Origin of the sequence: Pseudoalteromonas sp. NSLLW218, assembly GCF_015864775.1 — a bacterium.
Lineage (GTDB): Bacteria > Pseudomonadota > Gammaproteobacteria > Enterobacterales > Alteromonadaceae > Pseudoalteromonas.
Window position 1 is genome coordinate 425,317 of record NZ_JADYWO010000003.1, and the last position, 26,734, is coordinate 452,050.

20 protein-coding genes and 1 rRNA gene are annotated in these 26,734 nt (G+C 38.5%); 4 read left to right on the forward strand and 17 right to left on the reverse strand.

Going from position 1 to position 26,734, the window contains the following annotated elements; all coding sequences use genetic code 11:
• Window positions 1-77: 77 nt before the first annotated feature.
• The gene (locus tag I6E80_RS06770; protein ID WP_197185153.1) at window positions 78-2,927 is read right to left on the reverse strand and encodes a UvrD-helicase domain-containing protein; all 2,850 of its coding nucleotides are present in this window, start codon (window positions 2,925-2,927) and stop codon (window positions 78-80) included.
• A gap of 282 nt (window positions 2,928-3,209) precedes the next feature.
• On the opposite strand from I6E80_RS06770, the gene I6E80_RS06775 reads away from it, so the two are divergent.
• The 3 genes from I6E80_RS06775 to I6E80_RS06785 all read left to right on the forward strand — a co-directional run bounded on the left by I6E80_RS06775 (window position 3,210) and on the right by I6E80_RS06785 (window position 5,549).
• Window positions 3,210-3,947 (forward strand): hypothetical protein, encoded by a 738-nt coding sequence (locus I6E80_RS06775; RefSeq protein ID WP_197185154.1) that lies wholly within the window; start codon window positions 3,210-3,212, stop codon window positions 3,945-3,947.
• A gap of 114 nt (window positions 3,948-4,061) precedes the next feature.
• Entirely contained in the window at window positions 4,062-4,985 is a 924-nt protein-coding gene (locus tag I6E80_RS06780) for a M14 family metallocarboxypeptidase (protein WP_197185155.1), read from the forward strand.
• Window positions 4,986-5,129: 144 nt separating this feature from the next.
• Window positions 5,130-5,549: a hypothetical protein gene (locus I6E80_RS06785; protein ID WP_024600461.1), complete on the forward strand. Its 420-nt coding sequence runs from the start codon at window positions 5,130-5,132 to the stop codon at window positions 5,547-5,549.
• A gap of 26 nt (window positions 5,550-5,575) precedes the next feature.
• Here I6E80_RS06785 and ccoG read toward each other — a convergent pair whose 3' ends face one another.
• From ccoG to I6E80_RS06835, 10 genes are all read right to left on the reverse strand, one after another.
• Window positions 5,576-6,958, reverse strand: a complete 1,383-nt coding sequence (gene ccoG, locus I6E80_RS06790) for a cytochrome c oxidase accessory protein CcoG (RefSeq protein ID WP_197185156.1) — start codon at window positions 6,956-6,958, stop codon at window positions 5,576-5,578.
• Window positions 6,959-7,103: 145 nt separating this feature from the next.
• Window positions 7,104-8,522, reverse strand: coding sequence for a sigma-54-dependent Fis family transcriptional regulator (locus I6E80_RS06795; RefSeq protein ID WP_197185157.1), 1,419 nt, complete (start codon window positions 8,520-8,522; stop codon window positions 7,104-7,106).
• A 93-nt stretch (window positions 8,523-8,615) separates the two neighbouring features.
• Entirely contained in the window at window positions 8,616-9,920 is a 1,305-nt protein-coding gene (locus tag I6E80_RS06800) for an AarF/ABC1/UbiB kinase family protein (RefSeq protein WP_197185158.1), read from the reverse strand.
• A gap of 68 nt (window positions 9,921-9,988) precedes the next feature.
• A complete protein-coding gene (locus I6E80_RS06805; protein WP_002960677.1) occupies window positions 9,989-10,543 on the reverse strand; it encodes a DUF1439 domain-containing protein in 555 nt (184 codons plus the stop codon).
• A gap of 366 nt (window positions 10,544-10,909) precedes the next feature.
• Window positions 10,910-13,591 (reverse strand): DUF349 domain-containing protein, encoded by a 2,682-nt coding sequence (locus I6E80_RS06810; protein ID WP_197185159.1) that lies wholly within the window; start codon window positions 13,589-13,591, stop codon window positions 10,910-10,912.
• The gene (locus tag I6E80_RS06815; protein ID WP_007378333.1) at window positions 13,581-13,862 is read right to left on the reverse strand and encodes a YeaC family protein; all 282 of its coding nucleotides are present in this window, start codon (window positions 13,860-13,862) and stop codon (window positions 13,581-13,583) included. Before I6E80_RS06815 ends, I6E80_RS06810 begins: the two co-directional genes overlap by 11 nt.
• Window position 13,863: 1 nt before the next feature.
• A complete protein-coding gene (locus tag I6E80_RS06820) occupies window positions 13,864-14,190 on the reverse strand; it encodes a hypothetical protein (RefSeq protein WP_007580349.1) in 327 nt (108 codons plus the stop codon).
• Window positions 14,191-14,329: 139 nt separating this feature from the next.
• A complete protein-coding gene (locus tag I6E80_RS06825; RefSeq protein WP_024600457.1) occupies window positions 14,330-15,832 on the reverse strand; it encodes a sodium:alanine symporter family protein in 1,503 nt (500 codons plus the stop codon).
• Window positions 15,833-16,211: 379 nt separating this feature from the next.
• Complete coding sequence (locus tag I6E80_RS06830) at window positions 16,212-17,339, reverse strand: M14-type cytosolic carboxypeptidase (RefSeq protein ID WP_197185160.1); 1,128 nt, start codon at window positions 17,337-17,339, stop codon at window positions 16,212-16,214.
• 183 nt (window positions 17,340-17,522) lie between these two features.
• Window positions 17,523-18,965 (reverse strand): glyceraldehyde-3-phosphate dehydrogenase, encoded by a 1,443-nt coding sequence (locus tag I6E80_RS06835; RefSeq protein WP_197185161.1) that lies wholly within the window; start codon window positions 18,963-18,965, stop codon window positions 17,523-17,525.
• Window positions 18,966-19,139: 174 nt separating this feature from the next.
• On the opposite strand from I6E80_RS06835, the gene I6E80_RS06840 reads away from it, so the two are divergent.
• Window positions 19,140-19,940: a DUF2989 domain-containing protein gene (locus I6E80_RS06840; RefSeq protein WP_197185162.1), complete on the forward strand. Its 801-nt coding sequence runs from the start codon at window positions 19,140-19,142 to the stop codon at window positions 19,938-19,940.
• Window positions 19,941-20,026: 86 nt separating this feature from the next.
• On the opposite strand, the gene ihfA is transcribed toward I6E80_RS06840, so the two are convergent.
• The 6 genes from ihfA to rrf all read right to left on the reverse strand — a co-directional run bounded on the left by ihfA (window position 20,027) and on the right by rrf (window position 26,528).
• Window positions 20,027-20,326, reverse strand: a complete 300-nt coding sequence (gene ihfA / locus I6E80_RS06845; protein WP_002960690.1) for an integration host factor subunit alpha — start codon at window positions 20,324-20,326, stop codon at window positions 20,027-20,029.
• Between the two features lie 2 nt (window positions 20,327-20,328).
• The gene (gene pheT, locus I6E80_RS06850) at window positions 20,329-22,716 is read right to left on the reverse strand and encodes a phenylalanine--tRNA ligase subunit beta (protein ID WP_197185163.1); all 2,388 of its coding nucleotides are present in this window, start codon (window positions 22,714-22,716) and stop codon (window positions 20,329-20,331) included.
• A 15-nt stretch (window positions 22,717-22,731) separates the two neighbouring features.
• Complete coding sequence (pheS, locus tag I6E80_RS06855; protein WP_033027877.1) at window positions 22,732-23,712, reverse strand: phenylalanine--tRNA ligase subunit alpha; 981 nt, start codon at window positions 23,710-23,712, stop codon at window positions 22,732-22,734.
• A 345-nt stretch (window positions 23,713-24,057) separates the two neighbouring features.
• The gene (gene hda, locus I6E80_RS06860; RefSeq protein ID WP_024600452.1) at window positions 24,058-24,768 is read right to left on the reverse strand and encodes a DnaA regulatory inactivator Hda; all 711 of its coding nucleotides are present in this window, start codon (window positions 24,766-24,768) and stop codon (window positions 24,058-24,060) included.
• Entirely contained in the window at window positions 24,768-25,823 is a 1,056-nt protein-coding gene (locus I6E80_RS06865; protein ID WP_010554011.1) for a DUF2066 domain-containing protein, read from the reverse strand. Before I6E80_RS06865 ends, hda begins: the two co-directional genes overlap by 1 nt.
• Window positions 25,824-26,413: 590 nt before the next feature.
• Window positions 26,414-26,528, reverse strand: a 5S ribosomal RNA gene (gene rrf, locus I6E80_RS06870).
• Between the last annotated feature and the right edge of the window lie 206 nt (window positions 26,529-26,734).

Sequence of the window (26,734 nt, forward strand, 5' to 3'; positions counted from 1 at the left end):
TAAAATCAATCAAATGAATATAATTTCTATTTACATTGTTCTATAAAATAGACAGGTGTAAACCTACTTGTAAGCCGTTAAGCATTTATTTTTCGAGTGTTTTTACAGTTATCTTCTTTAAGAGCGAAACCACTGCATCCTAAAAATTCACCGTGCTTAGATTTGCGTTTACGCATTTCGCGACCACACTTTTCACAAATTGGGTGCTGCGTTTTACACTGTGCATTCACACATTGTGAGTGCGTGCTTTTATCAACCGATGGGCCACTACAGCTTTTACACACTCGTAATTTAGTTTCGCAAATTTGCGTATTAGTACAACTATAATAATCACCATATTGACCCGTTTTTGGCACAATTAAACCGTCGCTGCACGTACTACACTCTCTTTGCTTTAGTTGCGACTTATTAAATAACGTTGAAGCGATTTGAATGGGATAATTGTCATTTACTAATTCTTTTACAAACGCTGAGCATGCATAAGGGTCTGCAATTAAATACGCTTTATGTTTAGCGCGTGTAATACCTACATAAAGCAAACGCCTTTCCTCTGAGTGAGTGAATTCATCTTGCTCTGGTAATAGCGCCTCCACCAGCACATTATTTTGGTTATCGCTAGGAAACCCTAATTTACCTTGTTCAAAACCAATAATAATACAGTAATCGGCTTCAAGCCCTTTGGCACTGTGCAATGTCCAAAAATAAAGAGTGTTTGTATGCTTTTTATCTTTTAAATGCTGCTGCACGCTATTTAACATGTATCTATATCGACTAAGTATGGCAATGCTCGCTGATGCATCATTTTTTTGAATCGTGCTTATAGTCTGCTGTACTTTTATTTCTATCGATTTAGTGCCTTGGTATAAATCGTCTAATAAAATAACTTGTGGTGTGGTTACTTGTGTATGTGTGCTGATCTGCTTTTTATATTGCTCAGGGTTTTGCATTACAAAGCGCCCAGCTACATCGCTAATGCTATTATTATATCTGAATGTTTTTTGCAGCATAGTGAGAGAGTGGCTACCCACTAACTCATTAAAGCGCGTAGTAAGCGCTAAATTACCACCCGAGAACCGATAAATTGCTTGCCAGTCGTCACCAACAGCAGTAAAGCGTATTCCTTTGCCATGTTTTAATATGGCACTTAAAAAAGCCATACGCGCGCTTGATATATCTTGAAACTCATCAACTAAAATGTGGCTCCACGGAATATTAAAATCTCCGCTTACTATCGCCTTTGTTGCTTGAATAATCATATCGTCAAAATCAATAGCACTTTGCGCGTTTAATTCATTTATATAAGCATCATGAATTTGCACTAACAAGTTTGCATATTGCTGGTAATTTTTAATACCACTTTGCTTAATGCGCTGCGCTATTTGCTTATTACTTAATTGCTCTACCCGAATAACTTGTAAACATTTTATGTATTTATCAATGCCTTGCTGTAACTGCCCTGAGTTATTTAATGTATGAAATATTTCATCGTTACTTAAAGGTGTTAATTCAACATTATGCTGCTTTAATTGCTTTGCGAGGGTTTGCTCTAGCTTTCCTTCTACCCAATTGTAATGAAAGGTTTCGAGTAACGTGGTGTCATTTTGTTTATGCAGTTTGCGCTTAAATGCAATTTGCTCGTTATAGTTTTTTTTATTTATATCGGCACGCGTATTCCCTTGCCTATCAATGCCAAAGTGCTCTAAGTAAATATCATATTGAGGTATATAAAAATCAGGCTTATATTGCCCACTTAGCTCTGCGCCTTGGCTAAAGTGATAATTCACCTCATAACTATGCGGTACGCAATTCAAATGTAGCCAGTTTGAAATTAACACCTCCTGATAACTTTTTACTTTATGACCCGCAAGGCTACGGTATTCGTTATCGCGTACGTACCGCTCGTACTGTGCATTATCTTTAAAGCTAAATATATCAATCGGCTCATGGAGTAAATCTAAAAATGCTTTTAAAAACTGTGGTTCGGTTTGTATTTTTTTACTTACCCACCCAGTTAACCAACTATTTAATTGAACTGGGTCAGTTGCAAATTTTGATAATTCGATTGGCTTTTTAGCACTTTGTAGTAATTTAAGCCCAAGCGCATGAAACGTTAAAATAGTGGGTGCTTTGGTATGCAATTTTGCATGCGTGGCGCGTTTAATAAAGCGCTCTTTAAGCTCATTTGCTGCTGTTTTATTATAGGCCAGCACCAAAATTTGCTCAGGCTTGGCAATATTGCATGCTATTAAATTTAAAGACTTTGCTACCATCACAGATGTTTTACCTGTGCCTGCTGCCGCTAATACTAAATTTTTATCGTTATCGCGTATTACCGCTAAGCGCTGCTCGGTTGTTAATGGATTTGACTCTACTTGATTAAAAAAGTCATTTTTAAGAGTTATTTGTTTTTTTTCATATTTATGGCGCAACTGTGCAATTGCATCGTGAGTATTGGGTGTGGTGCTTAGTATATTTAAAAATTTAATACTACTTGGCGATAAGTGTTGTTGCCACACACTTGTACTTTTAGCGTACTGCTTGGTAAGCAAAAACACATCATTCTTAAGTGTTTTTATGGAACTATCACGTAAAAACTCATCTAAAGCATAGCGCTTGAGCGAAATCTTTGCGTTATTTACCTTTTGCTCAAGCAGGGCTGAAAACCGCGTGTTAAGGGCTGTGTTTAAAGTGTTCGCTTGTGCTTTGTTTAAAAAACTAATTGATGTATTGCTACTGTCGCACAAATTAATTTTGGCGCTAAATAAACGGTTTTTAAGTATTGAGTAATTATAAAAGTCCTTAATTAAAAATGTCCGCGCGGGAGCACTTCTAAAATGAACAACAAGATGCTCTTGCTCAATAGTTACGTGTTTAATACGGGTAAAAAAACGGCCTAGCCAACTTGGGGTAGCAATATACTGCGCCATAATACTCAATATGAAGATATGCTTTACCTGATTGTAACATACTCTTTTATAATACATTTAGCGCTAATTCGATGCTTACTTAGCAAACAATTTAATTAGTAAGTTAGTTTTTAAAACTTAGCGCTTAATAATTTATTTACAACCGTTAACAAATTTAAACATTTACAGATAGCGTGTTGTGTAACAATGCACACATACAAACTTATACTTCATATAATTGTTAGGTATATCCCCTATTAAACAATTATTTACAGCCTAATTTAGTGGTTTAAAGGAGCTAACATGCTTAAAAAATGCATTACCACAACGGCTTTAATTTTAGCTCTATGCGCTTGCACGTCAGAAACAGAGTCGGATTTAGTAAAAACAAAAGGTATTTGGGCAGGTTTTGAACTGGTTTCTGACGGTAACCGCACGCGTGTTAACGCAGAACTAAATGCAGGCGACGCTAATGGCTCTAACATTGTTTTAAGCGATAGCGACTCATTACAAGCTGTTGTTAATAGCACCGCTATTGTACTTACAAAAGATACCGACTTTTTAGACGTTGATTACCAAGCATATATAAATGCCACTGACGACGACCAACAGTTTGATATAAAATTTAAACGGGACGATGGCATAAATGCTAATTCGAGCGTTGAGTTGCCTTTAAATTTTATTATTTTAACCCCAAGTAACGATCAAAATTTTGATATTAATAGTCCCCTTACAGTCCAGTTAGATGGCACTGATCCTAATAGTACTAGCCAAGTAGAACTGAGCAGTAGCTGTACTAACAATAATAATGAAACACTTTTACAATCAACACTTTTTGCGCTTAACACTTCTTACCTTGAAATAGATTTGCAAAGTTTGCAAATGTTTAGCAGCTCGCAAGTAGATCAAAGTAAAACGTGTGATTTAACGATTAGTGTAAAACGCGATCGATTCGGTAGTATTTCGGGTGAATACGCAAACCAAAGTTATATTAAATCCCAGCAATCGCGCGCTATAAAAAATATGACATTAACGTTTTAATTTGCACGCTAATTTACTCAGCGTTAAGCTACACCTTTATTAAGTAACTCTACCAATTGTAATTACCCTCCTTATTTATAGGGGAGTTAATAAAAATTGATATAAAGGTTTATTATGACTAACAGCACATACCCCATTGGCACACCTGGCAAAAAATGGAATAACAACGATAAAGCCCTGTGGTTAGCACGCCAAAACATTAAACGCAGTTACCAAAACGAAGTCGTAACGCTAATTAATGACCTTAAAAACACCTTGGATATAGAGCAATACGGCGAGCTTAATTACGCCGCTGGCACTTACCCATTATATGTATTAAAAACGCCTAACTTTAATACTAATAAACCAACTGTTTTAATCACCGGTGGTGTGCATGGCTACGAGACCAGTGGCGTACATGGCGCACTTAGGTTTGCTAAAACATCGGCTATGCAACACTCAGAGCAGTTTAATATTATTGTTGCGCCCTGCATTAGCCCTTGGGGGTATGAAACAATAAACCGTTGGAACCCAGATGCTATTGATCCTAACCGCTCATTTTATGAGGGCAGCCCAGCTCAAGAGTCAGCAGCTATTATGACGTTTGTAAAATCATTAGGTACTGACTTAATCGCTCATATTGATTTACACGAAACAACAGATAGCGATAACAGTGAATTTAGACCCGCACTCGCTGCGCGTGAAGGCACTACAAATACTAACTGGAACATACCTGACGGGTTTTATTTAGTTGCAGATACCAAAAAGCCTGATCCGGAGTTTCAAAAGACCATTATAGAAAGCGTTGCAAAGGTAACCCATATTGCACCGAGCGATGAAAATAACCAACTAATCGGCGTACCTCAAGAGCAATTTGGTGTAATTAACTATGCAGCTCGAGAGCTAGGTTTATGTATGGGCTTTACTGATGCACCCTATGTAACCACTACCGAAGTGTACCCAGATAGCCCAACTGCCACCGATGAAGAATGTATTTTGGCACAAGTCGCGGTTATAACTAGCGCGCTAAATTACATTACAACCTCTACAAAAGATTAACCACTATTAAAGAGCGGGTACTCATTAAATTAAGTACCCGCCCGACAAAGAAACAATCTGATAACAAAAAACAACCCAAAAGAACTGGTTTTATTGAATTTAAAGGTATAAGGTTAGCCTTCCCTCAAATTCAAGGAGTATACATTGGGGTTTAAAAACAAATATGGACAGGTAAGCCTTTACACTGAAAATAACGTTGTTATCGCTCACTTTGCGGGATACATCACCTCAGGGCTTCTTCGTGCGTTTAAAATTGAACTATGCGAAAAAATAAAATCACTCAACAATCAGCCTTGGGCCTATATTAGTGATTCTTTTGATGTTTTAGCTGCAACGCCTGAGGCAGAAAAAGAGATGATAGATATTAGCCATTTAATGAAAGCAAATAACTGCCTGAGTAGTGCGTTTGTACTCACTTCAGCTATCGCTATAAATCAAATGAAACGCATTTTAGAGTGCGCAAAAAGAAACGTTAATTTTAGTGAGTGCCTATTTACAGATTTAGATAGCGCTAAACAGTTTATTTCTCACAACTTAAAAAGTAAGCAAGGCCAACTGATATAAAAATTGTTGATCTTGCTTTATCAATCTTAGTTTTTGTAAAACTGACTGTCTTTGGTTATCGTAATGCTGGCGTTTTCTTGCGCTGTTACAACAAATTGTAACTTACTCACTTTACGTTCAATATCGTAACCATCGGCTGTTACAGTAACGGGAACTCTTTTCATCGCACCCGGTTGTACAAGCGTAGATTTCGGACTTGAGAGCGTTGCCTCTGGTAAACCCTCTATGGCAATACTGTAATGCAGTGCTTGCTGCGTTTTATTAATAATAGTAAGTGTGTAAGGGTTTTCTACTAAGCCCTCGTAGTTCACTCTATAAAGCGCATTCCTATCGCGTAGTACTGAGGCTTCTATTGGTGTACGTTGCAGCATCCATGCAAACATAGATATTATTAACAAAGCCGTTAATGCGCCATATCCTACTAGCTTTAACCTAAATGGATTGGTTTTTTTACCTTCCATTTGTTTCTCACTGGCGTATTTAATCAAGCCTTTCTCGTAACCAAATTTCTCCATGGTATCGTCGCAGGCATCAATACATAAGCCACAATTTATACATTCATATTGCAATCCATTTCGAATATCTATTCCTGCAGGGCATACCTCTACACACAAGTTACAGTCTACACAGTCACCTAAGTTAAGCTCTTTGGGGTCAGCTTTGCGTTTACGTGGTCCTCGGCTTTCACCTCGCTCGTTATCATATGTAACAAGCAACGTATCTTTATCAAACATAACAGCTTGAAAACGAGAATAAGGGCAAGCAATTGTGCACATTTTTTCGCGTAAAAACCCTGCATTGCCATAAGTGCAAAAAGCGAATAAAAACACCCAAAAGCTCGTAATACCTGACCATTCAAACGTGATCATTTCCATATACAAACTTTTAGCCGGAATAAAATACGCCATAAACGAGGTGGCAGTTAAAACTGAAATAACAATCCACGCACTGTGCTTAGTTATTTTTTTTCGCCAAGTGCTTAGCGTCCACTGTGATTTATCTAATTTAATTCGCTGATTTCGAGTGCCTTCTATGCGTTGCTCTACCCACGAAAACATGAGCATCCATATTGTTTGCGGGCACGTATATCCACACCAAACCCGACCAAGCCAGTTAGTTATAAAAAATAATGCAAAAGCCCCCACCATAAACAGCAGGGCTAAAATCATAAAATCTTGAGGAAGGAGTGTTAAACCAAAAATAGTAAAGGTTTGCGTTGCCACATCAAGCAGCACAGCTTGTTGACCGTTATATTGAATCCACGGTATTGCAATAAAAGTTAGCATTAACAGCCAACCTAAATTACGGCGTATGCGCTGAAAAAATCCTTTTTGCTCGCGGATATAAATTGGCCCTTCGGTGTTATAGGGCTTAATGATCATGTCTTCTTCTTTTATATCAAACTTCATAGTACTTGCTTCATAATGACGGGTATTAAGCAAGTATTTGCAACTTTCAGACCAAGCTGAAACTTTAATTACTTAATTGATATTAAAGAAATTATTTTAAAAAACAAAAACCGAGCTCGCGATATAAAGCGCATATCGCGATATATCACGATTTTTTAGTGATTCCCAACTTTCGCATTTTTGAGCGTAGTGTACTCTCAGGTAAGCCCAACTTAACTGCCGCCCCTTTATCGCCCGATATTTGCCAGTGCGATAACGCAAGAACAGAAGTTATATGCTGTTTTTGCGCTTCATCAAGCGTAAGTGAAGGGTTAATAACTACTTCGCCACCCGCTTGCAAAGGTTGGCTTAGCTGAAGCACAGCCTGATTAGATAAAATAGCTTCGCGTTCAAGTACATTTTGCAGCTCTCTAATATTGCCTGGCCAATCATAGGCTTGCAGTTGTGTAATTGCTTTTTTACTTAGCCCCTTTAAATGTTTACCCAATCGTTTATTTAGCTGCGCAATCAAATTAGCGCACAAATAAGGAATGTCTTCTTTTCGATCTTTAAGGGACGGGACTTTAATAGGAAATACATTGAGCCGATAATACAAATCAATTCTAAACGTGCCTTTTTGTACCATTTCCCACAGGTCGCGATTAGTCGCTGCAATTACTCTAATATTTACTTTTAGCGTATTGCTGCCACCTACACGTTCAAACTCTTGTTCTTGCAGGACTCTAAGTAGTTTACTTTGCGCCTCAAGTGGAAGCTCTGCTATTTCATCTAAAAACAAGGTGCCTTTATCAGCAAGTTCAAAACGCCCTTTACGGCGTTCATTGGCACCTGTAAATGCGCCTTTTTCATGGCCAAAAAGTTCCGATTCTAGCAAACTTGGGGTAAATGCGGCGCAATTTACTTTTATAAAGGCTTGTTCGCTACGCTTGCTTAGTCGATACAAATTACGGGCTACTAATTCTTTACCCGTGCCATTTTCGCCAAGTATAAGAACTGTGCTGTCGGTTTCACTTACCAATTTTATTTGATCTAACATGGTTTGAAATATATGACTTTGTCCAACTAGCCCTGAGTCTTGCCAATCTTCGTTAAGTTCTGCAATTAAGTAGTTGTTTTCATCTTTTAGCTGCTCACTTAAATGCTTTACTTGCTCAAGTGCCTCTTGCAGTGCATTTTGTGTTTGCTGTTGCAGTGATATATCGCGAAATACCGCTACAGCACCAATTAACTCATCATTTTGATAAACCGGTGTTGAGGTGTATTCCACTGCAAATGAGCTACCGTCTTTACGCCAAAAAACTTCATTTTTAACTTCACGACGTTTGCCGTCAAACATGGTGCAATATATTTGGCATTCATCAGCGGGATAAGGTGTGCCATCAGTATGAGTATGGTGATGATATTGGTGTATTTTTTTACCTAATAACTCGTCTGCTCGCCAACCTGTCATGCGCTCAGCGGCAGGATTAACAAACACCGCATTACCCGACAGGTCAAAACCGTATATGCCCTCACCTACTGCGTTTAGTAATAATTTAGGATCGTTTAAAAATTGTTTTATCATAAATGCACCTCGCGAAATATCGCGAGCATTATGACAATTTTACACACTAAGTGCACTCATTACTTAAAATGCACTCACGTGCCCATTAAAACGCTATAAATAGTGCTGAAATAGCGTTTTCACATCTATTTTTGCACCTAGCCTTGCGGCTATTAAATAAAGCCCTGCAAGTTTTCGGTGAATAAATAGGGCATCAACGGGCGGTGTGTGCCATTGCTGAGATTGCGAACTAAGGGCAAGCCCTGCATTTTTAATTTTGAGCGCCAGTTCGCTGTTTTTAAAATCAAATTCCCCTTCTGCTCTTAGTGGCTCGCACGCCATTAAGAATAAATCAATGACGTTGTTTTTATACTCATCAACTAAGTCATTTTTAAAATAACCAATATGTGAAGCCGCTTTAAGTACACCTTCTCTGTTGTTTTCACTACCCGCTTTAAATAAAGCTAAATACGCTAAGCTAAGCTCTGTTGATATTTCTCGCGTTGCGCCAAAATCAAATAAAACAATTTTTTGTGTATCAAGCTGATAATGAAAGTTGGCAAAGTTAGGGTCGGTTTGAATTAATTTAAATTCAAACATTTCTTTAAAAAACAAATCAATAAGTTGCTCTGCAACAAAGCTTTTTTGACTATCAGGTAGCTCTGTAATGCTCTCAATGGGCTTTGCTTTTATATATTCCATAGTAAGTACTTGTTGTGTGCTGTGCTCTGGATATATGTTAGGCACTTTAAAGTGGGGATTAGTTGCTAGTTCATTTTTATAACGTATTAAATACTGAGCCTCCCGCTTATAATCAGCCTCGGCTAATAACTGCGCTTTAGCCTCACTAATAAGTGGTTTAATATTAAGATCTTTTGGCAATAATCGAGAAATCGTTAATAAAGAAATAACGTTATCGACATCACTTACTACACTTTTTGCAATACCAGGATATTGAATTTTAACAGCCAGTTGCTCACCATTCTCCTTGTAAGCTAAATGAACTTGCCCTATAGAAGCCGCTGCAAAAGGTCTTAATTCAATATGAGAAAAACGCGCTAGCCACTCATCTCCCCATTGCTCTTTTAACACTTCAACAAGCTGCTTATGAGGCATTGAATTCGCGTCTGAGCGCAGTAAAGCAAGTAACTGAGCCAATTCAGGACTAAGTAAATCACCGGCATCCATTGAAAGCAATTGCCCCAACTTCATTGCAGCGCCACGTAAATGAGATAGCTGTATAGCTAGTTTTTCAATGTTTTTAGGTTGTAGCAGTAAGTTTTTATTGTCCCAACCTTTACCTGTTAGCGCGCTCTTAGCGCCATCAACTAACATGTTGGTAGCAACACCTGTGGCAAGTGAGCCTAATTTTGCAAAGCGAGAAAGCCTAGAAGTGGGAACAGTACGAGGAGCCGCCATAATATTAAAACCTAATTAGCCTGAAAGTCAGGCTAATTAATACGTATATTATAAGTAGGTAGATCTACTTATAGACGAGGTACTAGCTTAATTGCACCTTCAACCACTTTCATATCAAGTGGAAGTTTACTAAGTAGCATCATTTTAGGGTCATCCATATTTAGAGTATAAACAGGGTTAACCGCTAAAAAAGCATTAATAACATCCATTGCTTGGCTATCAAGTGCACCTAAATTACCTTTAAAACCACCGGCATCAACACTCGAATCAAGTAATTTAATATTACGTAAAAACACCGCTTTTTTCTCACTGTCGTAGAATGGGCTGCCTTCAATTTGTAGCTTTAAACGCACTGGGTATTTAAGTGCGAATGCATTAATTTCAGCGCTCGAATCGGCACCAAGCACAACAACATCGCGGTTATCAGGTCCAATATTTACACTTAAGTCGTTTACATCAAACTGAACCGGTAAACCCATTAAGCTTACTTTTTCACTTAACTTTGGTAATTGCTTACCCAGTACAGACTCAACCTCAGAGTTAGTAAATGAATATACTGATATGCCTTGCGTGGTATTACAGGCGGTTAAAAATAACGCTGCAATAATAACTAAAATTCTCATGAGAACCCTTTTGTTTATAAATTAGTGGTACATAAAAAAGCCGCTATTAAAGCGGCTTATTAAAATAGTAACCAGCATATATTACACTGGTTCTAGGGCGTGTTGACCTTTGTGGATTGAAATTTGTTCAATCTAGGGTCGATTTAATCGCGGCGTGAGGTTTGTAACCTAGCGGGCTAAGTCAAAACCGAGCAACAAAGAGTTAATCGTCCCTAGAAAGAACCCAAAGGGCAGCGCATGTTTGGCATTTATGCTGCGTTATCGCCTATTTATGGGGAATAACCACACTACATAGACTCTGCCTTGCCTAAATACCAAACAGTCTGCTGCAAATTCAACCACGAAAGGTCAACACGCCCTAGTGTATTAAGCTGCAAGTGTCGCTTTAAGTCGCGTTAGTGTGTCAGGTTCAACTGAACCGTCACTGAGCGCTAATAACTGTTTTAAATAATAGTTTATATCAGCATGATCGCCACGATGTTTGTCATCTAGCATGGCTACTTGTTCTGCCATTCTAAGTGACTTATCGGTTGAACTTACGTTCGCTAGTATTTCCATGCGAGTAATAAGTTGCTCTTTACTTAATATTGTTTTAAGCGGTGCTTGATACTGACTTGGTAACGTTTCATTGTTTTCAAGTGCTGTAATTAACGCATCTAGATTAGCTTGCTCTGATTTACTTATAAGCAATGCAAGCTTATCTTCAATAGCAGCTAATAGTTTAGTAACCTTTGGCACAAGCGATCTAAATTGCGAGTACCCTTTCACTTTTGTTTCTAGGTCGTGCAACTGTGCTCTTTGATTTACATCGCTAAGTGCTGCTTCAAGCTCAGCGAGTTCTGCAACTGCTTGTTTATCTGACTCATTTTGGTCAAGTTTTTGCTGCTCAAACTCACTACTACGTTTAGTAAATGTTTCATCGTTAAATTGACGAAATTTTTGCCATAACGCATTTTCAGCTTTTAAACCTGCAAAACCAATTGTTTGCCATTGCTGCTGCATTTGCTTCAACTCTTGGCATGCAGCGGCTAAATCATCGCTTTGTGATAATTGCTGCGCTTTTTCTACTAACTCATTTTTAAGTGCAGCATTACTTTTATGAAATGCGTTTAATAAAGCCAGTACTTGTTGTTGCTCGCTTTTATAACGTTCGTTTAGTGTACGGTATGTTTTAGGGTCAACTTTACCCACACTGCGCCACGCTTTGTTTAAACGATTGTATTGGCTTTCATATTGCTTCCAATCAAAGTGATCCTCAGCCGTAGGTTGTAAATGAAGCGCGTGCATGTCGCTAATAATACTTTCGCGTTGTGCTTTTGATGCTTCGCGTTGTACTTCTTGCTCTGCAAAGTAACTACGACAAGGTGCAAATAGCAACTCGATTTTTTCATCAAACTGTACGCCTTGTTGCTTTTCTTCGTCTGTATCTAAACGACCTAACTCATTCCAACGCTTGCGTAGCACTTTTACTTGCTCTGCGCGTTGTTGTGGGTCAGTACACTCTTCACTTACTAATGCACTTACTTCTTCTAATAAAGCTTCACGCTTTGGTGCTGCTGCGTATTTTTGCCAATCTTTTGCATCTGCAAGTTGCGCTTCAAGCTCCGCTTTTATATTTATAAGCGGCTGTTGATATTGCTCAGTGAGTGTATTAAATAACTCTTCAAACCCTTTAAACACGCCAAAGGCAACATTAAAACGGCCTTCCTCAATTAGGCGTTTAACATCACGAGCTTTGCGTTTTGCTTGGCTTTGGTTTTTTTCAAGTGGCTTAACTAGCTCATTCATTGGTGATAAAAATTGCTTTTTATGCGCATTTAACTGCGTTTTAAAGGTACTTTGCAGTGCACCATCTAAAATATTTAAATGACTACGCGCTGCTTTAAAACCATTATTAAATTCAGTTAGAGTTGCATCGTATTGTGCTAAATCTTCTGCTGGCTTAATTTCGCATAATGCTGCAAAAGCGAGTTTGTACTCTTTAATAGCAATTGTTAGCTCAGGTAACTTAGCAACTTGAGTAAATAGTTTTTCTAACTTGCTTACAGCCAGTTTAGATTGTGCATTATTAGCTAATTCTGTTTCGCTAATAGCTTGCTTAGCTTGCGCTACTTTTGCATCAAGCCAATCTTGTTGAATTTGCTCTGGTGTTTCAAGGCCTAGCTGTAAGGCGTTTTCAATTTCTTCAGTTAAAGCTTCAAGCGTTGCAAGTGCTAGCAATTGGCGCTGCTGTAGCGCTAATTTCTGCTGCTCTTTATCATGTACCGCCTTTAGCTGTTCAATGTGTGCATCTAACTTAGTTGTGATTGAAATATATTTTTCGTCAAGAAGCTTAACGCGTTCATCACTCAGCCATTTTAGCTCAAGTGCTTGCCACTGGACCATTAATTCGCCGGCTTGTGGATTTACAACACCAAAATCTGTTTTTTCGCGTAAGGCATTTAACTTAGCTAAAATAACACGTGTTGCACTTTCAACCTGCAGTGGCATTTCAATTGCTAAACGCTCATTTTCAATATGCGTTTCAAGTGCTGCTTTTGCACCACCCTTTGCATGCTTTACTAATGGCTTAATTAATTGATGGGTAATAACAAGTTCAACTAATTGAGCTTGTAGCTCTTCGCTACCTTCTTTAAATGCTTTTTCTACTAGTTTTGGATTTGCTAAACGTTTCAATAACTTAACGCGTACTTGCAGTTCTTTCTCTGCAAATGCTAACTTTTCGAGTGTTTTAACGGGTGCAAAACGCTCTATGTATTCACTTTTAATTTGCGGTGTTAGTGCACTTTCGCTATTTAAAACAGCATTAGATATTTGTAGTTCTGCAATATCTTTTAATGCTTGATCTTGTTTATACGCTTTCCACCAAAGTGGTAAATCGTTTACTTTTTGCAACGCTTTGCGGCGTATTTCAGCTGAGCTGTCTTCAAGTGCTAACGTATTTAATATGGTTGCATCACGTTCAATATCTAATTTTTCGATAGCATCAAGACGAACTTGTTGCTTAGGGTGTTTCCATTTCGGTGTAAAAAGGTGCTTAAAGATCATGTTCACTAAACCTAGCTATTTCGTTGTCTGATTTAAATTCTTTTTGTAGTTGAGCTTTTGTCTTTTGGATCATTTCACCATTAGCACCAATCGTAAATTGCTCGTTTGATTGAGCCACTTTTGCTTGATACAACATAACCAACTGCACTGTTTGTTGCTTTTGCTCGTCTGATAAAACAGTTCCGTCTGGCCATTTGCCAGTAGACGCACCGTATTGCAAGCGTTCGAATAATTCGGGAGTAATATTTTGTACAAGATTGTCGATATTCATGTCATTTTTTCTTTTTTAGAGTCACTAAAACAATACGGTTAATAAGATACCAAATACACCCTACGCCAATTGCCGCAGTATAAGCATACCACTGAAGCGTTTTTTCTTGCGGTTGTAAAAAGTACAAACAGAAAAAACCACCTAAAAATAAGATAAGCGCTAAAAAGGAGTGATTTATAAACATCTGCTTTTTTTTAATTCGCTGTTCGCGCTGAAGTTGTAAAACTTGCTCGTCGTTTAGCTCTGCAATATTGCTTTCGCAATGCGGACATTGCTTATGTTTATCTGAAATTGATTTTGCACATTTTGGGCAACGAATGATCGCCATACTTCTCTCCATACTACGCATAAAAAAAGCGCCTTTCGGCGCCTTTATTGTACTTGTTTTATTTCTCGTTGTCTTTTTTGAATTCAAACCAATAACTGATTTAGAGACGATAATCTAACAAGTTACTCATTAAGTTTAGTTACTCAGTGTCTTTTGACTGTTTCCCTAAACGTTTTTCCCAGAAAGTGGCATTTTTAATACCTAGTTTGACAGGGTCAAATGTGATTTTTCCACCTTTTTTCTTCTGATCTTCGTAATCGCTCAAACATAGTAAAGCAGGCTTAGCTACAAAGAAAATAGCTAAGATACCCAATATGTTAATCCAGGCCATTAAACCAACGCCAATATCTCCAATAGTCCAGATATAACCTGAATTATTAACCATACCGTATGCAACCATAAACATAATCACGAACTTCACGAGGACAAGTGGGATATTGCCTTTAAAATAACGATTTAAGTAAGCAATATTAGTTTCTGCAATAAAGTAATAAGCGAGTATTGTGGTAAAGGCAAAGAAGAATAATGCAATACCGACAAATGCTTGTCCAAAGCTGCCAAATACACTAAATAAAGCCATTTGAGTAAAGGCTGCTGAACCGACCTCAGTCGCTGCATCAACATTTTGTACAATGAACTGCCCTGCTGGTAACTCACCCACAACATTGTATTGCTGCGTTATTAAAATCATGAGTGCTGTTGCAGTACATACAAAAATGGTATCAACATAAACAGAGAAAGCTTGCACTAAACCCTGTTGAGCAGGGTGATCAACCTCTGCTGCTGCTGCTGCATGAGGCCCACTACCTTGCCCTGCTTCATTAGAATATATACCACGCTTAACGCCCCAACCAATAGCAGCACCAAAACCGGCCTGCGCAGTAAATGCATCACTAATAATTAAATAGAATATATCGCCTACTTTATCTAAATTTAAAAATACCACGATTAATGCCAGTACTATGTAACCAAGCGCCATAAATGGCACTACTATTTGCGTAAAGTTCGCAATACGTTTTATACCGCCAAAAATAATAAACGCTAAAACAATAAGGATTATTGCCAAAGCGACTAACTTAAAGCTACCTACATCACCAAAACTAGTCGAGACCATATTGCCATCGCCAAATACTTGGGTAAACGCATTACCTACCGCATTCGCTTGTACACCAGGCAGAAAAACACCACATGCAATAATTGCCGAAACAGCAAATAAAACAGCCAACCATTTTTGTCCTAAACAACGGTCAAAATAATAGGCTGGGCCACCACGATATTGCCCGTCTTCTTCTGTTTTATAAATTTGGCCTAAAGTAGATTCTGCGTAAGCAGTACTTGCACCTAGAAAAGCAACAACCCACATCCAAAAAATAGCACCTGGCCCACCAAAACCGATAGCTGCTGCCACACCTGCGATATTACCAACGCCTACGCGTCCAGACAACGATACTGCAAGGGCTTGAAAAGATGAAATACCTTTATCAGACGTGTTAGGACTAAATAATAACTTACACATTTCTTTAAAATGTCTAACTTGAGCAAATCTAGTTAGTACTGAATAAAACAAGCCTGCGCCTAGGCATAAATAGATGAGTGCATTACTCCAAACAACATCATTAACAGCGCTTACAAAAGCTTCCATGGATATCCTCTATAGTTATATTTATTATTTTTTAATTACGAGACTCTGTTTTAGCTACTACGCTACATAAGCTTTACGAAATAAGATTTCACCTCTTCCGCCCCGACTCATGATTTAATTAATATTAACTTAAGTACCCCAAGGTTGTTAACACTTAATTTTCAAAATATCTAATTACACATCTGTTGCAAGGCACTATATCTGTAGTATTTAATTGAAAGTAGATTGATTTGTACCGATACGGTGATGATACGCAGCGAAGAAGCGTTGAAAACGTTTTAAGAATAAAGCTGCTATATGATTATTATTTTTTATACAAAGGGTTTTATTAAAAGCAAAAAGGGTATCAAAACTATTGATACCCTTTTAGATAAGCGTTTTATCTTAAATCATCAACAACATTAACAATAGCCGCTAATGTATCTTGACCAAATTGATAAGAACGACGGTCTGACCAGCCATAGTCTGGATCAGGTAAATCGTTGTTGTCTTTAAATGGCATTTCAATTGTGTACGTTAATGCTTTGAATTCTTCAGCAGTAGCTGATGAACCTACCGTAAGGTTAGCTTGACCTGGCTCATCTTTTGGATAGCCATGCTCATCTTGAAACTCTGGAGTAATAGTTAAAAGCGCAGCTTTAAAGCTATCTTCAAGGCCTTTAAGACGAGCATCGTAACTTGGAATACCTTCACTGCCTGCCACAAAGTTATAAGGTATAGCTTCATCACCGTGTATGTCTAAGTGCATATCTAAGCCAGCTTCGCGCATTTTATTAAGCACTAAGTAAACCTCAGGGCTATTTTCCATACTTGGTGTTTGCCATTCACGGTTTAAGTTAACGCCTTTAGCATTAGTACGCAGATGTCCGCGTGCGCTGCCATCTGGATTCATATTTGGCACAACGTAAAACACTGCTTTTGATAGAAGCGCAGCTGCATGTGGATCCTCGTCATCAAGAAGTTTGTGCAGTAGACCTTCAACATACCACTCTGCCATTGTTTCACCTGGATGTTGACGTGCTGTGATCCAGATGTTTTTCTTATCTTCACTTGGCTCACCAATTTTAAGCACACTCATATCGCGGCCATCAAGTGTTTCACCAAGCGTTATTAATTGGCAAGCACCTTGGCTTTGTGCCCAAGACAATAAATCTAAATGGCGGTCGCAACTGTATGGTGCAAAGTAAGCAAAATAAACACTGCCGCACTCTGGTTCAATTTCAAAGCTTAATGTGCCATTTTCATAGCTTGATGGTACGCGAAACCATGTTTGACGGTCATATGATGCAACAGCTTGATACCCTTCCCAACCATCTGGGTAAGCTGATTTATCAAGCTCATTAATATTTAACTTATGCAATTGGTAAGGTGTTGTTTCAAGACGAAAGTGAAACCACTGATAAAATTCAGACTGGTGATCTTTATTAATTTCTAATTGAATATTTAAAAGATCGGTGGCTTCAATAACTTTGATATTACCACTGTCGAAATTGCTGCTGATTTTCATGGAAAAACCTTTAGGTTGAATAAGTTTATCTGTTTATTAATTCACAGAACTGACATTATTTTGTAAATAGTAAAATGAATGTGCATTTTCTTAATTAAAGCCTATCACAAGGCATACGCTTTAAAAATAATACACGACCAAAAAAGCCAGCAACATGCTGGCTTTTAAGTCACTGCAAATAAATTAGCGAGGTAAGCTTGGGAATGACACTTCGGCCATATCGCGCATACAACGAACTACTTGGCAGCTGTAACCAAACTCATTGTCGTACCATACATATAAAACGATACGGTTATCTTCAACAATCGTTGCTTGTGAATCAACAACACCTGCGTAACGGCTACCTACTAAATCGGTAGATACAATTTCCGTTGATGCGGTGTAATCAATTTGGTCACGTAAGTCTGAATGAAGTGCAGTATCGCGTAAAAATGCGTTTAGCTCTTCAACTGATGTGCTTGTTGCTAAGTTAAGATTTAAAATAGCTAGCGACACATTAGGTGTAGGTACGCGGATTGCGTTACCTGTTAATTTGCCTTCAAGCTCTGGTAATGCTTTTGAAACCGCTTTTGCAGCCCCTGTTTCAGTAATTACCATGTTAAGTGCTGCGGCACGGCCACGGCGCTCTGCTTTGTGGTAGTTATCAATAAGGTTTTGATCGTTCGTGTACGAGTGTACAGTTTCAACATGACCATTATTAATACCAAACTTATCGTTTAGTGCTTTAAGCGTTGGTGTAATTGCATTGGTTGTACAGCTTGCTGCACAAACAATTTTATCTTCAGGTAAAATATCTTTGTTATTAACACCATATACGATGTTTTTGATATTACCTTTTGCAGGAGCTGTTAATAATACTTTTGCAGCGCCCTTACACTCTAGATGCTGGCCAAGGCCCGCTTCGTCTTTCCAAATACCGGTGTTATCAACAATTAATGCATTGTCGATACCGTATTGAGTGTAATCAATTTCGCTAGGAGAGTTAGCGTAAATAACTTGAATGTAGCTACCGTTAGCTTTAATTGCATTACGCTCTTTATCAATAGTGATTGAACCATTGAACGGACCGTGAATTGAATCACGACGCAGTAAGCTTGCGCGCTTTTCAAGATCCCCATCTTTACCGCCACGCACAACAATAGCGCGCAAACTTAAATCTGCATATGGACCTGATTTTTCAATTAATAAACGCGCTAGTAAACGACCAATACGACCAAAACCATACAATACAACATCGCGTGGTTCTTTCGCTGGTAAGTCAGCTATTTCTGCAAGTTCATCTTTTACAAATTCTTCTACTGAGCGGCCTTTAGCTGCTTCTGTGAACAAATAGCTATATGCAAGTTTACCAATATCAATACGCGCAGAGTTTAATTCCATTTTGCTGATAGCTTCTAAAAATGGGAAGCTTTCACGCAAACGCAATTTAGTGCCTTCAAACTGAGCAACGGTTTTGTGAGATTTGATAATATCAATAGTACTGGCATTTACGAGAGGACGGCCATATACAGCGATTTCGATACCACGATTACGGTAAAGTTTACCAATGATTGGTTGCATGCTTTCTGCGTAATCTTGGCGCTCTTGCCAACTATTTGTGTATTCTAACTCGTGAGATGAGGTCATTTTATTTACCTAAGTTTATCATTTTGAACGGATAGCCTTTAAAAATGCACTATATTTTGAGAGTAATGCACTTCAGGCAGGGCTATTCTAATTTAATCTGAAGTTATTCTCTACTGTTAGGCGTGAAATGATTGCGTTAGAATAGCAAGGTAGATATTCATTTGGGGTTAAGGGATGCTTAAAAAAGCAAGTGTACTATTGGGTTTGCTAACGTTGACAGGGTGTGAAGAACCGTTGACACTCGCACAAGTGTGCAAAGAAACACCTGGCTTTTGTAGCGACTTAAACAAAGACAGCCACTGCAAGGATGAGCGTTCTGATGTGATTATCAAACGTTACATAGAATACAAAGACCCTACTGATGAAAATAAATACCAATTACTCAAGGACTTTGAATCCTATAACCAATGTATAACTGTGGCCGCTAAAATTGAACATATTAAGTTAAAAGCTAAAAAAACGTCACGTATTGACGGTCAATTAACGAGCATTAAAGAAATGACTCGCTTATATCAAGATACCCAAAATACAAACCATCCAGGTTTGCTCTACTACCAATGGTCACGAAATAATAACCAAAGTGCACTGACTAAATTATTAGCTATAGAAAATGACAAAAGTGTAACGCAAAGTGCCGAAATGCAATTTTTTCTAGCATCGTACTATATTAAATTTGATGATGAAAAGACCATCGATTTGCTTTATAAAACTTTAGAACTCAATAAAAAAGACAACGTACCGAATCTTGAAGTGTATACATCACTTATTAGTCTTTTTTATAAACATGATAAATTTAAACATGCATATATATTTTCTAAAGTAGCGCAAATGTCGGGGATTGAAAATATTGACGTGTTTGAAATTGAGCAGCAATTAATAACGAATGGTAAAAGCTTAGACAGCCTAGATGTACTTGCAGAGCAAACATTTCAGCAAATAATGGCAGGTGATTTTGTATCTCCTCGAGAGTTTTAAAAAAGTCTTCTAACGGTACAACTAAATAACTCCGCTAGAGCGGAGTTATTTTAGACAATAAAAAAGGCAGCTTACGCTGCCTTTTTTTATTTTGCTTTGCTTGTGCCCACTTCTACGCGGGTTTTAAGCTTTTGACCTGGTCGAAAAGTCACCACGCGACGTGCCGAAATAGGAATATCTTCGCCTGTTTTCGGGTTGCGGCCTGGTCTTTCTTTTTTGTCTCGAAGATCAAAGTTACCAAATCCAGAGAGCTTAACCTGCTCGCCTTTTTCTAGCGCTGAGCGGATTTCTTCAAAAAACGCTTCAACTAAATCTTTGGCATCTTTTTTATTGATCCCGAGCTTTTCAAATAGGTGTTCAGCTATGTCGGCTTTAGTAAGCGCCATATCTAGTCCCTCAACGATGCATTAAACTGTTCGGCCAATTCGGCCACCACGTTATCAACTACTAGATTGATATCTTTCTCTTCGAGTGTTCTATCAACCGCTTGCAGTGTTAGAGCAATCGCCAAACTCTTATAATTTGGCTCAATACCTTTGCCCTTATACACATCGAATAAGTTTAGGTCAACCAATTGATTTCCGCCAACTTTTTCGATCACGCTTAAAATGTCGCCAGATTTAACGCTGTCTGCCACTAAAATCGCGATGTCGCGGCGATTTGAAGGGAATTTAGACACCCCTTCTGCTTGCGGTAAATTTCTTTTTTCTATTGCTGACATTTCAATTTCAAAAACAAAAGTTGCATTGTTGATATCTAACGACTTTTGAGCTTGAGGATGTAAAGCACCAAAAAAACCAACCTTTTTGCCATCAATATATATTACAGCTGATTGACCAGGATGAAGTCCATCTGACTGCTCGGCTTTAATTTCAAAGCGAGTAACGTCATTAGTAATTGCAAGTAAGGCTTCAACATCACCTTTTAAATCGTAAAAATCAACGTTACGTTTTTCTTCAACCCAATGTTCACCATTTACAAGACCCGTAATAGCGCCACCAATAACCGGCACTTGGTAAACACCATTTTCTGCACTTTCGTCGCTTATAAATTTAAGACCATGTTCGAATAAACGAATACGAGGCTGTTGGCGATTTTGGTTATACGCTACAGACGCTAATAAACCCGGCATTAAACTTACACGCATCGCTGACATTTCAATTGAAATAGGGTGCGGTAATACCATTGCTTTACACTCTGGGTGTAAAATAGCTTGTGCTTTAGGGTCTACAAAGCTGTATGTAATTGCTTCTTGGTAACCACGAGTCACTAACGTATTGCGGAACTTGCTAAGCGCAATAGTTGCTTCGTTATGTGTCGTCATTTTAAGTTTTGCAGTTGGTGCAACATTAGGAATGCTGTTGTAACCGTAAACACGTGCTACTTCTTCAATTAAATCTTCTTCGATGCGAATATCAAAACGGTAGCTTGGTACGTCCGCACTCCAGCTTTCATTTTCTACTTTAACATCAAGACCTAAACGCGTAAGAATATCTGTTACTTTAGCATCTTCAATATGATGACCAATAACACGGTCTAAACGAGCACGACGAAGGCGTACTTCAGTCACTTTTGGTAGTTTGTCAGCCGCTACAGCTTCAACAACTGGGCCTGCTTGACCGCCTACGATTTCAAGAAGTAGCGCTGTTGCACGTTCCATTGCATCATGTTGCAGAGCAAAATCAACACCGCGTTCATAACGGTGTGAAGCATCAGTGTGTAAACCGTAGCTACGTGCTTGCCCTGCAATTGCTACAGGATTAAAAAATGCGCTTTCAAGTAATATATCAGATGTTTTATCTGTAACACCTGATTGCTCACCACCAAAAATACCCGCTATTGCAAGTGCTTTGTTATGATCGGCTATCACAAGTGTAGTGTTGTTTAATTTAGCGGTGTTACCGTCTAATAAAACAAGTTCTTCACCTGCGTTTGCACTACGTACTTTAATACCACCTTCAATCGCATTTAAATCAAACGCGTGCATTGGGTGACCAAGCTCAAGTAATACATAGTTTGTAACATCAACTACTGGGTCGATTGAACGTACGCCACTGCGGCGTAGCTTTTCAACCATCCAAAGCGGTGTTTCTGCATCAAGGTTAATGCCTTTGATCACACGACCAAGGTAACGAGGACATGCATCTTCGTTCACTAATTCAATCGATATTTTATCGTCAATTGTTGGGATAACCGCTGGAATATCTAATACATTTACGTCAATACTGTTTAAAACGCCTACTTCACGAGCAAGGCCTTTAATGCCTAAACAGTCACCACGGTTTGGTGTTAAATCAACATCTATAATATTATCATCAAGACCTAGGTAGTCACGTAAATCAGTGCCTACTGGTGCATCGCTTGGCAATTCCATAATGCCGTCGCCTTCTTCGCTAATACCTAGCTCTACAAAAGCACATAGCATTCCGTTTGAAGGTTGGCCGCGTAGTTTGGCTTTTTTAATTTTAAAGTCACCAGGCAGTACAGCGCCCACAGTTGCAACAGCAACTTTAATACCTAAACGACAATTTGGTGCACCACACACGATATCAAGTAGCTCATCGCCACCTACGTTAATTTTGGTAACACGCAGTTTATCTGCATCAGGGTGCTGCTCACATTCAACAACTTCACCTACAACTACGCCATTAAATTTGGCAGCAGCAGGCTCAACGCCATCAACTTCTAAACCAGCCATTGAAAGCTGTTCCGAAAGAGCTTGCGTATCAATAGCAGGATTAACCCACTCTCTTAACCACTTTTCACTAAATTTCATTTTATTGTTTCACTCTTAACGGAACTGGTTCAGGAATTTTAAGTCATTTTCGAAAAATGCACGTAAATCGTTTACGCCATAGCGCAACATGGTTAAACGCTCTACACCCATGCCAAAGGCAAAGCCGGTGTATTTTTCTGGGTCGATACCCACAGACTTAAGTACATTTGGGTGTACCATGCCACAGCCTAGTACTTCTAACCACTTGCCGTCTTTACCCATAACATCTACTTCAGCTGAAGGTTCTGTAAATGGGAAGAATGAAGGACGGAAACGAATTTCCATATCTTCTTCAAAAAAGTTACGTAAAAAATCATGCAAAATACCTTTTAGCTCAGTAAAGCTAACATCGGTATCAACCATTAAACCTTCTACCTGATGAAACATAGGTGTATGTGTTTGGTCATAATCGTTACGGTATACACGTCCAGGTGAAATAATGCGCAGTGGTGGTTGCTCAGTTTCCATAGTACGAATTTGCACGCCACTTGTTTGTGTACGTAGTACTAATTTAGGGTTGAAATAAAAGGTATCATGATCTGCACGTGCTGGGTGGTGCTCTGGAATATTTAGCGCATCAAAGTTATGAAAATCGTCTTCGATTTCTGGACCAGATTTAACTTCAAAACCTAACTCACCGAAAAAGCTTTCTATGCGCTCAATAGTGCGCGTAACTGGGTGTAAACCGCCAGTAGGCATAACACGCCCTGGTAGAGTTACATCTATAGTTTCAGCCGCTAGTTTTTCTTCAAGTGCTTTACTTGCTAGCAATTCACGCTTTTCGTTGATAGCAGTTTGTACATCTTGTTTAGCTTGGTTTATAACTTGGCCTGCTTCTTTACGTTCTTCAGGTGCTATTTTACCTAACGTTTTAAGTAAGCTAGTGATTTCGCCTTTTTTACCAAGGTAATTAACCCTGATATCTTCTAACTGCGCTATTTCACTGGCACTGGCTACCGCCTCAAGTGCTTGCGCTAATATGTTTTCTAAGTTCATTCGATACCTGATCTTTCACAGAAGGTGATTGCTTAAGAGCGTGTTGGCCTTTCAAGATTGCTTTACAACAGTGTGATTGGTTATTAAATAAGGTTAAGCATTGGGCTGTAGTTCCCTACATAAATCATGCAATAACGCTAAATAAAGACCAAACACATGCAGTTTGAAGTGTTTATCTCGGAGGCTACTCTCTTTGTTGTTCGGGTTTCGCATATAAATACTATGCTAAAGTCCTCACGACGCGATTAAAGCACTCTTAAGTTAAACAAATTCCAATCAGGAAAGGTAAACACGCTCTGATAATAGCTTATGATAACTGAAAGAAGGGTCTAGATTCTAGACCTACTACAGCTTTAACGTTGATTTTATAAAAGGAATAGTTAATTTTCGCTGTGCTGCCATAGATGCATGATCTAATTTGTCGAGTACATCTAATAAAGCACGCATATCACGGCTTAAACGGGTTAGTAAAAAGCGTGCACACTCATCACTTAATTCAAGACCGCGCATATGAGCGCGCTTAACAAGTGCTTGTGCTTTATCGTCATCACTCATAGAACGAATTTGAAAGGTTGTCCCCCACGTTAAACGAGACTCTAAGTCAGGCAGCGAGATATTGAGCATGCTAGGAAGTAAATCGGCAGTTACTACTAACATTTTTCCGGGTTCGTTAAACCGGTTAAAAAAGTTAAATAGTGCTTTTTCCCATGCATCATTCCCTGCAACTAAATGCACGTCATCAATACATAGAACATCAAGCGCTTCTAAACCGTCTAATACCATAGGTCCAAAGTCAACTACTTCGCGCATAGACAGCAGCATATTAGATAAGCCACGCTCTTGTGCTTTAATACAGGTTGCATACAAAAGGTGAGACTTACCGGAATCACCTAACCCACATAAATAAGTATACTGAAACTTTTTAGCTAACTTCGAAAAGCTATCTTTTAAATGGTTAACCTCTAACGAATCTTCCCCACCAAAGTACGATGCAAATGTTTCGTCATCCGGCAAGGTAACCGGTAATGCCATTTGCATCGGCTCAGAAGTTAGCATTATGGCGTTATCCATTGATACTCTAAGCTATTTTTATCAACAACATGATAAAAAGCGCGTGGATCCTCATAATCTTTAAATGAGGAGTCTAACCCTAGCCCTTTTTTAAGATCACTTAGATTACCAGTGTGGTTTAGTTTAAATTCTACAAATTCTGGAGTTTTACGAACAATTTTAACTTGCGTAACAACGCTTAAGTTCAATAATCTTTGTTTTGCTAATTCAACATCAACAAAACTTTGCGTGCCTTTTAATGTTAGCGTGGCTGCGGCTTGTTCATAATAAGCATTTGGATCAATAGCGTACTCGCTTGCAAGGCCTCGAGCTAAGGTATCAATCATTTGACTCACTATTTGCTGCTTATCGCCCGTTAATCTATTTGAATCAAATTGATCATCATTAGTAAAACGCCAATCTAAAATCCAATTTTCGCTATCTGCTTCTTTATACATTCTTGCTGTAATACTTCGCTCAGCACTGTAGCGTCTAGAGGCCTCTTCTACTGGTTCTGAAAAGTTACCCCATACCTCAGGAATACCTACTAAACGTCTATCTTGTAAGTCAAGTAATGGCACAACGACAGGTAGACCACGGCGTCCTGCTTTGTCATAAATTAACTGCTCTAATTGCGGGTAACTTTCTTGTGTTACTAATTCTCTGCGCCAATTGTCTTCAATACCTAACCATATTGCGACTAACGGGCGTTGCACTCCCCATAAAGGTAAGTTTAACTCTTTGATTAACGCATTGATCTTTCGAGCTTCAAATTTAACAACGAGTTTCAATTGTCCATTTGCTCTCTCGTCATATTCAAACTTAAGCATATAATCAGAAATATCTTTAGTGCGTTGCTGTGCTAATTTATTTTGATCCGCAGTTTCATCACCGCTTACTTTCACTAAAACATTGAGCAAAGCTTTACGACTCGCAGCTAATCGAGTGTCTCGTGTTTTGTCATCCACTTTTAAAATATCTTGATATAGATCAGTTACTTCAACTGCCGACGCAGAAAAACAAAATAAAATGGATATGGCGCTAATTAATAATCTATACACAGGCTGTTAGTTCTTGGTTTTAAACTGATTTGATCCTAAATCAAAGACAGTAACAAAGCAAAATTAAATTTGTTATCTAAGGAAATGAAAGTAATTAGCTTTTATAGAAAGTAAAAAAGATTAAATATGAATAAGATAGTTGAGTGAGTTGTACGCTATTCACCTACATTTAACTTTACTACACTTTTAAAACGCGAACCTTTCGGGTTCAGTTAGATCATGAAGGTATTCAATGTAAGTACTTGATGATGTTATGGTTTAGACTTTTCGTTATTCGCTCGCATTTAACCTTTCTTCTGCTGTAAAAAAAGCCCGACTCTTTCGATTAGGACTTTCTATAATTTGAAGTCGGTGCGCTACGCAGTAGAATGTCGTAGTGCCAACAGCGGTAAAAAGTCACAGTGAAATGCTACATACTTATCGGCGTGCAGAGATATTGAGTGATTTCGGTGTGATTCTAGGGCCAGAAGTCGTTGCACCCGCCCTACGTAATGAGTGTTGGTATAAGAGTCTATTAATTGTGCGTATTTTACTTTTCTGCAGACGTAAAAAAGCCCGACTCTTTCGAATCGGGCTTTCTACAATTTGGAGCCTGGTAATGTCCTACTTTCACATAGCAAATGCTACACTATCATCGGCGCTGTTTCGTTTCACTACTGAGTTCGGCATGGAATCAGGTGGGTCCAAAACGCTATTGTCACCAAGCAAATTTGGGCGTTAATACGTATTCCTACGTACTAACTGAATTTGGAAAATATCTGATAATATTTTTTAAGTCTTTCTTAAGTAATATCTACTTTAGTTATATTAACTTCTTCGCTTGTTTCACTATCACATAAAACGCGTTTGGCGTTGTATGGTTAAGCCTCACGGGTAATTAGTACAAGTTAGCTTAATGGCTCACACCACTT

Coding starts and splice junctions, on each gene's coding strand:
- I6E80_RS06840 (WP_197185162.1), top strand. CDS start 19,140: ATGCTTAAAAAAGCAAGTGTACTATTGGGTTTGCTAACGTTGACAGGG.
- I6E80_RS06830 (WP_197185160.1), bottom strand. CDS start 17,339: ATGAAAATCAGCAGCAATTTCGACAGTGGTAATATCAAAGTTATTGAA.
- I6E80_RS06775 (WP_197185154.1), top strand. CDS start 3,210: ATGCTTAAAAAATGCATTACCACAACGGCTTTAATTTTAGCTCTATGC.
- I6E80_RS06795 (WP_197185157.1), bottom strand. CDS start 8,522: ATGATAAAACAATTTTTAAACGATCCTAAATTATTACTAAACGCAGTA.
- I6E80_RS06770 (WP_197185153.1), bottom strand. CDS start 2,927: ATGGCGCAGTATATTGCTACCCCAAGTTGGCTAGGCCGTTTTTTTACC.
- I6E80_RS06780 (WP_197185155.1), top strand. CDS start 4,062: ATGACTAACAGCACATACCCCATTGGCACACCTGGCAAAAAATGGAAT.
- pheT (WP_197185163.1), bottom strand. CDS start 22,716: ATGAAATTTAGTGAAAAGTGGTTAAGAGAGTGGGTTAATCCTGCTATT.
- ccoG (WP_197185156.1), bottom strand. CDS start 6,958: ATGAAGTTTGATATAAAAGAAGAAGACATGATCATTAAGCCCTATAAC.
- hda (WP_024600452.1), bottom strand. CDS start 24,768: ATGCTAACTTCTGAGCCGATGCAAATGGCATTACCGGTTACCTTGCCG.
- pheS (WP_033027877.1), bottom strand. CDS start 23,712: ATGAACTTAGAAAACATATTAGCGCAAGCACTTGAGGCGGTAGCCAGT.
- I6E80_RS06805 (WP_002960677.1), bottom strand. CDS start 10,543: ATGAGAATTTTAGTTATTATTGCAGCGTTATTTTTAACCGCCTGTAAT.
- I6E80_RS06810 (WP_197185159.1), bottom strand. CDS start 13,591: ATGATCTTTAAGCACCTTTTTACACCGAAATGGAAACACCCTAAGCAA.
- I6E80_RS06825 (WP_024600457.1), bottom strand. CDS start 15,832: ATGGAAGCTTTTGTAAGCGCTGTTAATGATGTTGTTTGGAGTAATGCA.
- I6E80_RS06815 (WP_007378333.1), bottom strand. CDS start 13,862: ATGAATATCGACAATCTTGTACAAAATATTACTCCCGAATTATTCGAA.
- I6E80_RS06835 (WP_197185161.1), bottom strand. CDS start 18,965: ATGACCTCATCTCACGAGTTAGAATACACAAATAGTTGGCAAGAGCGC.
- ihfA (WP_002960690.1), bottom strand. CDS start 20,326: ATGGCGCTTACTAAAGCCGACATAGCTGAACACCTATTTGAAAAGCTC.
- I6E80_RS06800 (WP_197185158.1), bottom strand. CDS start 9,920: ATGGCGGCTCCTCGTACTGTTCCCACTTCTAGGCTTTCTCGCTTTGCA.
- I6E80_RS06820 (WP_007580349.1), bottom strand. CDS start 14,190: ATGGCGATCATTCGTTGCCCAAAATGTGCAAAATCAATTTCAGATAAA.